At 51.3% G+C, this 12,941-nt stretch carries 6 protein-coding genes; all 6 read right to left on the bottom strand.

Annotated features, from left to right (window positions below; genetic code table 11):
- Nucleotides 1-274: 274 nt before the first annotated feature.
- Entirely contained in the window at nt 275-1,111 is an 837-nt protein-coding gene (locus ACTQ3A_RS12285; protein WP_441494974.1) for a deoxyribonuclease IV, read from the bottom strand.
- A gap of 298 nt (nt 1,112-1,409) precedes the next feature.
- Nucleotides 1,410-2,351: an ROK family glucokinase gene (locus ACTQ3A_RS12280; protein WP_441098916.1), complete on the bottom strand. Its 942-nt coding sequence runs from the start codon at nt 2,349-2,351 to the stop codon at nt 1,410-1,412.
- A 168-nt stretch (nt 2,352-2,519) separates the two neighbouring features.
- On the bottom strand, nt 2,520-3,089 hold the full coding sequence (locus ACTQ3A_RS12275) for a M48 family metallopeptidase (protein ID WP_441098917.1): 570 nt from the start codon (nt 3,087-3,089) through the stop codon (nt 2,520-2,522).
- Nucleotides 3,090-3,318: 229 nt separating this feature from the next.
- Entirely contained in the window at nt 3,319-7,083 is a 3,765-nt protein-coding gene (rpoC, locus tag ACTQ3A_RS12270; protein ID WP_441098918.1) for a DNA-directed RNA polymerase subunit beta', read from the bottom strand.
- Between the two features lie 132 nt (nt 7,084-7,215).
- A complete protein-coding gene (gene rpoB / locus ACTQ3A_RS12265) occupies nt 7,216-11,079 on the bottom strand; it encodes a DNA-directed RNA polymerase subunit beta (protein ID WP_441098919.1) in 3,864 nt (1,287 codons plus the stop codon).
- Between the two features lie 319 nt (nt 11,080-11,398).
- The gene (locus ACTQ3A_RS12260; protein WP_441098920.1) at nt 11,399-12,703 is read right to left on the bottom strand and encodes a fused HPr family phosphocarrier protein/2-hydroxyacid dehydrogenase; all 1,305 of its coding nucleotides are present in this window, start codon (nt 12,701-12,703) and stop codon (nt 11,399-11,401) included.
- Nucleotides 12,704-12,941 lie beyond the last annotated feature (238 nt).

Genomic DNA, 12,941 nt, shown 5'->3' with positions numbered 1-12,941 from the left:
ACCTCATCTCACGATGACGCCCTTGCTTTCAGCTGCATCCTTCCCACTGCCGGGCGGATCAGGGACTCTCACCCTTTAGAACGTGCGCCCGCCGGGCGCACCGTAAATAAAAGCTGCGGAGCAATCCGCAGCTTTTTCATTCAGAAAACACGTTCGCATCTGCTTTTATTTAACAGACCGGGGGTTGCTTTCTCGCATCCGCTATTATTTTGTCGCAGCGGGTTTTGTCTTGTCCCACCGAATTTGCAGATCGTTGCAGCTCCGGCAGATTTCTTCACGCGTCCCGGTTCACGCGCTTCACCAGCGCGATTTCCTTCCGATAGCCTTCATCATCATTCGGCGTCTCCAGAATGAATGGCCTGTTCTGCAAAAGCGGGTGATTAACCACCCGCATCAGAGCTTCCTCTCCGATCTTCCCGAGGCCGATCTTCTCGTGACGGTCCTTATGAGAGCCGCATTCATTCTTGCTGTCATTCAGGTGAACCGCAAAGAGCCGGTTCAGGCCTATCACGTCATCAAAATGCCGGAGAACCCCGTCCAGATCATTCACGATATCGTATCCGGCATCCCAGACATGGCAGGTATCAAAGCATACACCGATCTTCTCCTTCCGCTCTGTCCTGTCAAGGATTCCCTTTAATTCCTCAAAGCTGCGTCCGACTTCTGTGCCTTTTCCAGCCATTGTTTCCAGAAGAACCGTAGTCGTCTGATCGGCTGAAATCGTCCGGTTCAGAACATCCGCAATTTCATCCGCAGCCCTTTCGTACCCCTGCTTCAGATGGGATCCCGGATGAAAATTAAAGAACTGTCCGGACAGAAGTTCCATTTTCTGTAAATCTTCCCGAAATATGTTCTCGGAGTACTCGCGGATATCCTCTTTTGCGGAACACAGATTCATTGTATAGGGCGCGTGCGCCACCAGCCTGCCGAAGGAATGCACCGAAAGAAAATCCCTCAGCGATGCTATGTCCTCCGGGTCCGCTTCACTGCTCCTGCCCCCTCGCGGGTTCCTGGTAAAAAAGGCGAACGTATTCCCGCCAAGCCTTTCTTCCGTCTTTCCCATCGAGAGGTACCCCTTTGAGATCGATACATGGTTTCCGATGTAAATCATTATCCCTCTTTTTTCCTGAATATTTTTATTCTTTTATAGATCTTCATTCTGAGGAAGATAAACGCCGAGCCCGCCGCAACCAGCGCCGCCAGAATGTATCCTGCGATTTTCTTCATACGATTTCCGCTCCTGTAAGTCCTGTTCTCTAATCTACGATGTCCGCCCGCACCCATTTTTCTGACTGATGTCTCGAAAAAATGTGTGGACTGGAATGATGACGGAGCCAGCTGAAGTCCCGCCGTGTCACAGAAAAACACGCAGATTGGGATTATTGCCATTCTGCTGATGTCCCGCCGTGTCACAGAACCATCCGTACCGCTCCGTAAATGCCCGCGTCATTTCCGAGCGTGGCAAGGACGAACTTCGTGTCCTCAGATGCATGAAAGGCATACTTTCTGTAATACTTCTGAATGGAGTCTGTGAGAATCGGGCCTGCCTTTGAGACACCTCCACCGATCACAAACGCCTGTGGATCGACGACAGCCGCAACCATCGCGAGACCTCTGCCCAGTATCTCCGCAGTGTAATCGACGATTTCAAGAGCCACCTTGTCTCCTCTCTTGGCAGCATCAAAAACATCCTTTGCCGTGATACTATCCAGACCCTTTAGCTCCGTCTCTTCCTTCGTGGAGGCAACGACAGCCTTTGCCGTATTGGCAATTCCGGTTGCGGACGCATACTGCTCCAGGTGACCCTTTTTACCGCATCCGCAGACTCTTGTCTCCTGCGGATTCACCGGCATGTGTCCGATCTCTCCCGCAGCGCCGAAGGTTCCGTCCAGAATCTGCTCGTTGATGATGATTCCTCCGCCGACACCGGTTCCGAGTGTCACCATTACGATATCCTTGAACCCTTTTCCGCCGCCCTGCCACATTTCTCCTAGCGCGGCGACATTTGCGTCATTTCCTACCAGTACATTGATCTTGCCGTCAAAAAGCTGTTCCAGCTGATCCTTTACCGGAACGACATCCCATCCTAGGTTGACTGCGCGGTTCACGATCGATCTGTTCAGGATTGCTCCCGGAATGCCGATTCCGACTCCCTGAATCTCATCCAGACCGATTCCCTTATTTGACAGCATGCTCTTGATTGAGTCTGCAATGTCCGGAAGAATATTGCGTCCCCCGTCCTTCTTGTCCGTCACAATCTCCCATTTCAAAAGCAGATCTCCGGAAGTACGAAAAATTCCAATCTTGACTGTAGTTCCCCCTACGTCTACTCCGACTGCATATGGTTTCATATTTCAAACCTCCTGTTTTCTATTCTTTCAAAAATCCTTTTACTCTATATTTCTTTTACTCTCAGGCCCTCAAAGCCAAAGCCTATTCATTATCATACTTCATCTTCCGGGTTTATTCCAGAACACTTTCTGCGGTTCTGTTCATGAATAAACACATCCATATATGGCTCATTCCATCCGCGTCCGAGCAATCAGCTGGCCTCCATTTTCCTTCAGCCACCGGTCCCTTTCTCTGTAATCCGGAAGAATTTTCTCGACCTCATTCCAGAACAGACGGGAATGATTCATCTGCTTTCTATGGCACAACTCATGAACGATCACATAATCCTGCACATCCGGCGGAACAAGCATCAGCAGACAGTTAAAATTCAGATTTCCCTTCGCGGAGCAGCTTCCCCAGCGCGTCTTCTGGTTCCTTATGGTAATCCTTCCGTAGGTCACTCCGATCTCGGCTGCGTAAACAGCCACTCTTGGGGGGATGGTACGCGCTGCGAGTTCCGATAATTTACGGATTTCATCCTCCGTAATTCTTCCGTACGGATTCCGCGCCAGCTCTTCTTTTCTCTTCTCCATCCTAGCGGCGTTGCGCTCGATCCAGCCCTGGTTGGCCTCCACAAATCTCCGGATTTCATCATTCGTAGCAAAATATGGCGCGCGCACCACAATTCCGGCATCCGGAGTGATCTGAAGGCTCAGGGATTTTCGTCTCTTCCGGCTTCGGATTACTTTGTAATTCATGCCCTTCTTCCTTCCCTGAGAAAAATGTCATGCCCATTTACCTGGCAACACATAGGATAAATAATTTGCATGTTTCCATAGCCTGATATGATCGTCATGCGCATTTGTCTGGTCCACATATGATAAATCGTTCCACATACTGCAATAAGGCCCTGGTGCTCCGATTTTATCCGGCATGCATCCAAGGCCTTTTTTTACAGTCGCAGAAACAGACCGACTGAAGACTTATTTATTCTGTAGTCACAGGTGTATTGTCCTCTGTATTTTCGTTCTCAGCGGGCTCATCTACGTCTACGTCTGTGATTGATTCATTTTCCTGATCTTCCGGAATTTCTTCCTTCACCGGCGCGGTATCCTCTTCCGTATTACTGTCAGCCGCTGCTGCAAGTGCCTTTGCAGCCTTCTCGGCTTCGATCTCCGCATCGGTATCCAGTTTCAGGTTTCGGTAATATTTCATGCCGGTTCCTGCAGGGATCAGTTTTCCGATGATTACGTTCTCCTTCAGACCGATCAGGTGATCCACCTTGCCCTTGATTGCGGCGTCGGTGAGAACACGGGTAGTCTCCTGGAAGGATGCAGCGGACAGGAAGGAATCTGTCGCAAGAGATGCCTTTGTGATACCGAGAAGCAGTCTCTCGTAGGTCGCGCACTCCTTGCCTTCCTCTTCCATCTTTTCGTTCATATCCAGAACGTCAAGATAATCCATCATCTTGCCCGGAAGCAGGCCGGTGTCGCCGCCCTCTTCCACGCGGACTCTCTTCAGCATCTGACGAACGATAACCTCGATGTGCTTATCGCAGATATCAACACCCTGCAGACGGTATACACGCTGAACCTCTCCGAGCAGATAATTCTGAACGGCCTCAACTCCCTTGATACGGAGAAGATCATGCGGGTTGATGGAACCTTCGGTAAGCGGATCGCCTGCCTCTACTTCCTTGGTGGCGTCAGCATCCTCAAGCTCCTTCTTCAGCCTTGTTCCGTAAGGGATCAGGTACGTCTTTGAATTGCCTTCCTTATCGGTTACGACGATCTCACGTTTCTTCTTTGTATCCTTAAGCTGCGCGGTACCTGACATCTCTGTAACGATAGCAAGTCCCTTCGGCTTCCTGGCCTCGAAAAGCTCCTCGACACGGGGAAGACCCTGTGTAATATCAGCGGTACCTGCAACACCACCGGTGTGGAAGTTTCTCATGGTAAGCTGTGTACCAGGCTCACCGATGGACTGCGCTGCGATGATTCCGACAGACTCGCCGACCTGAACAACTTCTCCGGTCGCCATGTTCGCGCCATAGCACTTTGAGCAGATGCCAAGATGCGAACGGCAGGTAAGAATGCTTCTGATCTTCACTCTTGTGATCGGATTTCCATTCTCATCCACACCGTCAGACACAACCTTAGCCGCACGGCGCGGTGTGATCATGTGATTTGCCTTTACAATCACATTTCCGTCCTTGTCCTTGATCGTATAGCAGGAGAAACGGCCGGTGATGCGCTCTTCCAGAGACTCAACCATCTCCTTGCCCTCGGTGAACGCCTCGACCCAGATTCCCGGAATTTCCTTGCGGTTGACGGAGCAGTCCGGCTCGCGGATCATCAGGTTCTGTGATACATCGACCATTCGACGGGTCAGATATCCGGAATCGGCGGTACGAAGCGCGGTATCGGAAAGACCCTTACGGGCTCCATGTGCCGACATGAAATACTCCAGTACATCCAGACCTTCACGGAAGTTTGACTTGATCGGCAGCTCGATGGTATGACCGGTTGTATCCTGCATCAGGCCTCGCATACCTGCCAGCTGTTTGATCTGCTTATCAGAACCACGGGCTCCGGAATCCGCCATCATGAAGATATTATTGTACTTATCAAGTCCGCTCAGAAGAAGCTTGGTCAGATGATTATCGACTTCCTCCCATGTGGAGATTACTTCCTTATAGCGCTCTTCATCCGTGATCAGTCCACGCTTGTAGTTGCGGGTGATCTTGTCGACGGTTTTCTCCGCCTCCTCAAGCAGCTCCGGTTTTTCCTTCGGAACGGTCATATCCGAGATGGATACCGTCATTCCTGCGCGGGTCGAAATATGATATCCCATTGCCTTCACGGCATCGAGAACCTCAGCGGTTCTGGTCGCACCGTGGGTGTTGATGACCTTCTCCAGAATCTTCTTCAGATCTCCCTTTTTCACCATGAAATCAATTTCCGGAAGAAGCTCATTGCCCGGCACAGAACGATCCACGTATCCCAGATCCTGCGGAATGATCTCGTTGAAAATCAGACGTCCGAGTGTCGTCTCGACCACCTTGGAGATCTCATTTCCCTCAGCGTCCTTTCCATAGCGGCGGACCTTGATGATTGTCTGATACTTGATGTATCCGTTTTCATAAGCGAGCAGTGCCTCGTTGAGATCTTTGTAGAAGGTTCCCTCTCCGATCTCTCCGGGACGTTCCTGTGTCAGGTAATAGATTCCGAGAACCATATCCTGAGATGGAACGGCAACGACTCCACCGTCAGACGGCTTCAGCAGGTTGTTCGGGGAGAGAAGCATGAATCTGCACTCTGCCTGCGCCTCCTGTGTCAGCGGAAGATGCACGGCCATCTGGTCACCGTCAAAGTCGGCATTGAATGCGGTACATACCAGCGGATGAAGCTTGATTGCCTTTCCTTCGACCAGAATCGGCTCAAATGCCTGAATACCGAGACGATGCAGTGTAGGCGCACGGTTCAGCATAACCGGGTGCTCCTTGATGACATCTTCCAGTACATCCCAGACCTGCGGATCAAGCTTTTCCACCATCTTCTTGGCGTTCTTGATATTGTGTGCCATCTGTCTGAATACAAGTTCCTTCATGACAAACGGCTTGAACAGCTCAATGGCCATTTCCTTCGGAAGACCACACTGATAAATCTTCAGTTCCGGTCCATTGACGATAACGGAACGTCCGGAATAATCGACACGTTTTCCGAGGAGGTTCTGACGGAACCGTCCGTTCTTTCCCTTCAGCATGTCGGACAGAGATTTCAGCGCGCGGTTTCCCGGGCCTGTAACCGGTCTTCCTCTTCGTCCGTTATCGATCAGCGCATCTACCGCCTCCTGAAGCATTCTCTTCTCATTTCTGACGATGATATCCGGAGCTCCCAGATCCAGAAGTCTCTTCAGACGGTTGTTCCGGTTGATGATTCTGCGATAAAGATCGTTCAGATCGGAGGTCGCGAATCTTCCGCCATCGAGCTGTACCATCGGACGAAGATCCGGCGGAATAACCGGTACGCAGTCCAGAATCATCCACTCCGGACGGTTTCCGGACTCACGGAAGGCTTCTACCACCTCAAGTCTCTTGATGATACGGGCTCTCTTCTGACCGCTTGCCTGCTCCAGCTCTGTTGTCAGTTCTTCGTATTCCTTGTCCAGATCGATCTCACAGAGAAGCTCCTTGATTGCCTCAGCTCCCATTCCGACACGGAACTCATCCGGTCTGTACGTCTCAAGCGCCTCACTGTATTCGCGTTCTGAGAGAATCTGTTTCTTCATCAGCTTGGTATCACCGGGATCAAGTACGATATAGCTTGCAAAATACAGCACTCTCTCCAGTGTTCTCGGAGACAGATCCAGGATCAGACCCATACGGGAAGGAATCCCCTTGAAGTACCAGATGTGGGATACGGGCGCTGCCAGCTCGATATGACCCATACGCTCCCGGCGGACAGATGACTTCGTAACCTCTACGCCGCATCGGTCACAGATCACACCCTTGTAGCTGATCTTCTTGTATTTTCCGCAATGACACTCCCAGTCCTTGGTCGGTCCGAAAATCCGCTCGCAGAACAGTCCGTCTTTTTCCGGCTTCAGCGTACGATAGTTAATCGTTTCCGGCTTCTTGACCTCTCCATGAGACCACTCACGGATCTTATCCGGTGAAGCAAGGCCGATGCGAATGGCATCGAAGTTCAGCTGCTGATGCGTTCCTTCTTCTTTATTAACTGTTTCCGGCATTTATTTACCCCTTTCAGCATGTATATGAAATCCGTCGCGCCGCGGAAGTATCCGGCGCGGCACGGATCTACTACTCATTGGTTGACAGACACCTTGCAGGGTCTGCGCTCTCAGACCCCCGGCACGAATAAATTATTCATCCATGTCGTCATCAAGGCTTTCGATAAATTCCTCATCCTCATCGTCTGTGATGGTATCGTCGAGATCATTCTCACTGTCAACGAGCTCACCGTCCTTGAATTCCTGCTTTCCGAATCCATGGTCGCTCAGTTCCTTGTCATCTGCTCTGTTGTTGTACCGGTCTGCATCCTCCATGATCTTGCGGAAGCTTGTATTCCCGTAGTCAACAGACTCCATGATCTTGACCTCTTCTCCGTTCTCATCCAGAACGCGGATATCGAGTGCCAGAGACTGAAGCTCTTTCAGCATAACCTTGAAGGACTCCGGAATGCCCGGCTCGGGGATGTTTTCACCCTTGATAATCGCCTCGTATGTCTTCACACGTCCAACGACATCATCGGATTTCACGGTCAGGATCTCCTGAAGTGTATAAGCTGCGCCGTATGCCTCCAGCGCCCATACCTCCATCTCTCCGAAACGCTGTCCTCCGAACTGCGCTTTTCCTCCCAGAGGCTGCTGGGTAACAAGGGAGTATGGACCTGTGGAGCGTGCGTGAATCTTATCGTCAACCAGATGATGCAGCTTCAGGTAATGCATGTGTCCGATTGTGGTCGGGCCATCAAACGGCTCACCTGTCCGACCGTCACGGAGCTGAACCTTTCCGTCGCGGCGGATCGGAACGCCCTTCCAGAGTGCCCTGTGATCTCTGTGATCGGACAGATACTGCATAACTTCCGGCAGGAGGATATCCTTGTATTTCTCATAGAAATCATCCCACTCGCTGTTCACGTAGTCGTTTGCAAGCTCAAGGGTATCCTGGATATCCACCTCATTCGCGCCGTCGAATACCGGCGTGGAGATATTAAAGCCAAGCGCCATCGCGGCAAGACTCAGATGGATCTCCAGAATCTGTCCGATGTTCATACGGGAAGGTACGCCCAGCGGGTTCAGAACGATATCGAGCGGACGTCCGTTCGGCAGGAACGGCATATCCTCGATTGGAAGCACGCGGGATACGACACCCTTGTTTCCGTGACGTCCGGCCATCTTGTCGCCGACAGAAATCTTTCTCTTCTGCGCAATGTAGATACGAACCGCCTGGTTCACACCGGGGGACAGCTCATCGCCGTTTTCTCTGGTGAATACCCGGGCATCCACAACAATACCGTACTCGCCGTGCGGAACCTTCAGCGAGGTGTCGCGGACTTCTCTTGCCTTTTCTCCGAAAATAGCACGAAGCAGACGCTCCTCGGCGGTCAGCTCGGTCTCTCCCTTCGGAGTTACCTTTCCGACGAGGATATCTCCGGCACGTACCTCCGCACCGATGCGGATAATGCCGCGCTCATCCAGATCCTTCAGCGCATCATCGCCGACACCGGGAACATCCTTTGTGATCTCCTCTGGTCCGAGCTTGGTGTCGCGGGCCTCGCACTCATACTCTTCGATATGAATAGAGGTGTACACGTCATCACGCACCAGACGCTCTGACAGAAGAACCGCATCCTCGTAGTTGTAGCCTTCCCAGGTCATGAAACCGATCAGAGGGTTCTTTCCGAGAGCAAGCTCTCCGCCCGATGTGGAAGGACCATCCGCGATCACCTCTCCGGCGTCCACATGGTCACCCTTGAAGACAATCGGCCGCTGGTTGTAGCAGTTGCTCTGGTTGCTTCGCTCGAACTTCATCAGATGATATACGTCGCGGCTTCCGTCGTCGTTATCCATGCGGATCTCGTAGGAAGTTGAATACGTGATGGTTCCCGCCTTCTTTGCGACAACGCAGACGCCGGAGTCAACGGCAGCCTTCTCTTCCATTCCGGTTCCGACAGCAGGTGCCTCGGTGAACAGAAGCGGCACGGCCTGACGCTGCATGTTCGATCCCATCAGTGCACGGGTCGGGTCATCATTCTGAAGGAAAGGTACGCACGATGTCGCGACCGAGAATACCATCCGCGGAGATACATCCATGTAATCAAACATGCTTCTGTCATAAGCCTGAGTCTCTGCCCGGAAACGTCCGGATACGTTATGATGAATGAAATGTCCATCTTCATCGAGAGGCTCATTCGCCTGCGCCACATGGTAGTTGTCCTCTTCATCGGCCGTCATATAGACAACCTCCTTCGTGACAACAGGGTTCTTGGGATCCGTCTTGTCAATGCGGCGGTAAGGTGCCTCGACAAATCCATATTTATTGATTCTCGCATAGGATGCGAGGGAGTTGATCAGTCCGATGTTCGGTCCCTCAGGAGTCTCAACCGGACACATCCGTCCGTAATGCGTGTAATGAATATCACGCACCTCCATGCCGGCACGGTCTCTGGAAAGTCCTCCAGGTCCAAGGGCAGACAGACGTCTCTTATGTGTCAGCTCACCGAGCGGGTTGTTCTGATCCATGAACTGGGACAGCTGCGAGGATCCGAAGAATTCCTTGACGGCAGCTGTAACCGGCTTGATGTTGATCAGAGACTGCGCGGAAATCGTATCCAGATCCTGCGTGGACATTCTCTCACGCACAACACGCTCCAGTCTGGAAAGACCGATTCTGTACTGGTTCTGAAGAAGCTCTCCCACGCAGCGGATACGCCGGTTGCCCAGATGGTCAATGTCATCGTCATTTCCGATGCCATACTCCAGATGCATATTGTAGTTGATGGAAGCGAAGATGTCTTCCTTCGTGATATGCTTTGGAATCAGTTCGTGGATTCTGTCGCGGATCTCGTCCTTGATGTCTTCAATATCCGTATATTCGGAAAGGATCTCAGCGAGAACCGGGTAATAAACTTCCTCAGTGACCCCGACTTCCTCCGGATCTACATCCACCCATCTGGTGATATCCACTTCAAGGTTGGAAAGAACCTTGACATTGCGCTCCGGTGTCTCAATCCACACATACGGAACTGCAGCATACTGAATATCATCCGCCATCTCGCGGGTGACGGTCTGTCCCTTTTCCGCAATGATCTCTCCGGTCTCTGTATTGACAACATCCTCAGCCAGTACATGACCCGCGATACGATTCCGAAGAGCAAGCTTCTTGTTGAACTTGTAGCGGCCCACCTTCGCCAGATCATACCGACGGGGATCAAAGAACATGCCATTGATGAGCGTCTCGGCGCTCTCCACAGCGAGCGGCTCACCGGGACGGATCTTCTTGTAAAGTTCAAGAAGGCCTTCCTGATAGTTCGTAGAGGTATCCTTTGTAAAGCTTGCCAGAATCTTTGGTTCCTCGCCGAAGTACTCAACGATCTCGGCGTTCGTTCCGATACCAAGCGCACGGATCAGTACGGAGATCGGAACCTTCCTGGTACGGTCCACACGTACCCAGAAAACGTCATTGGAGTCGGTTTCATATTCAAGCCATGCGCCACGGTTCGGGATAACCGTACAGGAATAAAGCTCTTTACCAAGCTTATCATGCGCAATGCCGTAATAAATTCCGGGAGAACGCACCAGCTGGCTGACGATGACACGCTCAGCACCGTTGATGACGAAGGTACCGGTCGCCGTCATAAGCGGGAGATCGCCCATGAAAATCTCATGCTCGCTGATCTCATCCTTTTCCTTATTGAAAAGGCGTACCTTTACCTTAAGTGGTGCTGCATATGTAGCGTCACGCTGTTTACACTCTTCGATGGAATACTTTACATCATCCTCACAGAGCTGGTAGTCCACAAACTCAAGACTCAGTTTCCCGCCGTAATCTTCGATCGGAGAGATGTCATCGAAAGCTTCCTTGAGACCGTCCTTCAGGAACCACTCATAGGAATCCTTCTGAACCTCGATCAGATTGGGCATTTCCAGAACTTCTTTCTGTCTCTGGTAGGTCATGCGAATGTTTCTGCCGCTGTGGATCAGACGTATCCTGTTTTTCTCCATTGACGTTTCACCCCTTGTGATATAATATGAAAATAAATTATGTCTCCCAAGTCCCCGGAGGGGCTTCGTTGACGGTAACTATACATGCCCATCTGAATCGTGAATTTGAACAAAATTTTTTTTGTTTTCAGGATGGTAGGCACATGTTGCCATAATAGTGCATTTTTTACAATAACACAGTCTGTCAAGCCTGTCAAATGAAATTTAATACAATTGAAATATATTTTTTCTGTTTTTCAGACAGGAAAAGGCGTCTCCGTCTCCGGAGGCGCCTTTTCCTTTTATACATTTTTGACAAAGGGTATCGTATATCCGCTTTTTATTTTGCCCGGCACTCCGCGTCACCGTAAGGAAGATGCTCGTTGAAGTTTCTGGCATTTTCCATTGTGATCGCCGCAATTGCCTGCATCGCCTCCCGGGTGAAGAATGCCTGATGGGAGGTCAGAATCAGGTTCGGGAACATGGTGAGCCGAGCCACGATATCATTTGTGAGGAAATCATCGGAATGATTCGTGTATACATTGGCATCCTCTCCCTCATAGACGTCGAGCGCCACTGCGTGGAACTTCTGCGCCTTCAGTCCGCGGATCAGAGCTTCCGCGTCTACCAGCCCGCCGCGGGAGGTGTTCACGAGCATCACATTATCCTTCATCATGGCGATCGTATCGTCATTGATGATGTGATAAGTCCCGCCTTCTCCCATGATCAGCGGAAGATGCAGAGAAATGAGATCCGCTCTCTGAAGCAGTTCATCCTTGCTGACATAGGTGAGCAGGCCCTCCTCTTCCAGCTTGCGGTTCGGGAAGGCATCCCATCCGAGCACCGTCATGCCATATCCCTTGCAGATCTTCGCCATGCACTGGCCGATCTTTCCGGTTCCCATGATACCCGCAACCTTGTTGTGAAGGTCCACCCCGAGAAGACCGCTCAGCGCAAAATCATTCTCCTTCACCTTCAGGTATGCCTTGTGAATATGACGGTTCGCCGCCTGAATGATCGTCATCGCATGCTCGGCAACCGCGTACGGCGAATAAGCAGGCACGCGAAGCACTGTGATTCCGCACTCCTTTGCCGCCTGCAGGTCTACATTGTTGAATCCTGCGCAACGCAGAAGGATCAGACGGACACCGCACTGACTCAGAGCCTCCACCACCTCGCGCGGCGCCTCATCGTTCACGAAAATACATACCGCACGAAATCCTTCGGCCAGATGTACCGTCTCAGAAGTCAGCCTTGCTTTAAAATACTTGATCTCAACATTATAAGTACCTTCTCCTTTATCTCTCGCAAGCTGACTGAAAAACATTCTGTCATAGTCCTTTGTCCCGAAGAAAGCGACCTTCAGAACGTCTACGTTCTTATCCTTTGCTGCGATCCCGTGAAACACATCAGAAATTTTCTCAATGGCTTCCTCTTCATCCGGGCCCTCCGCCGTAATATTCAAAACAGATCCCTTTGCCGCGTGAAGTTTGAGAATCTGAAGAACATTGTCGCCGCTCGCCACTTCTCCGTCACATTCTATGACAACCTCGCTTTTCAGCGCGGTACACGCCTGGGCAATCATTGCCGCCGGACGCGCATGAATTCCGAGAGGGGTTTTCACCGTATATTGTAAGCTTTTCATTCTTCTTCCTTTCTGATATGTACATCCGTACACATCTCTGTACTACCTGGCCGTCTCTTATGCTACTTTTTTCGGGCTGTATGATTTTCTGTCGCCGCATCTCATCAACTTCCATGGCTGATGCCTGCCTGTCGCGGCATCTCATCAACTTCCATGGCGGATGCCTGTCTGTCGCCACATCTCATCATCTTCCGTGACGCCGGATTCTCCGCCATGTCACCTGCCCATTCAATTGTCC

The sequence above is a fragment of the Bilifractor sp. LCP21S3_F8 genome (assembly GCF_052117805.1).
Taxonomy (GTDB): Bacteria; Bacillota; Clostridia; order Lachnospirales; family Lachnospiraceae; genus Bilifractor.
Note: the sequence above shows the minus strand (reverse complement) of the source record. Positions and strands in the feature narration are given on the sequence as shown.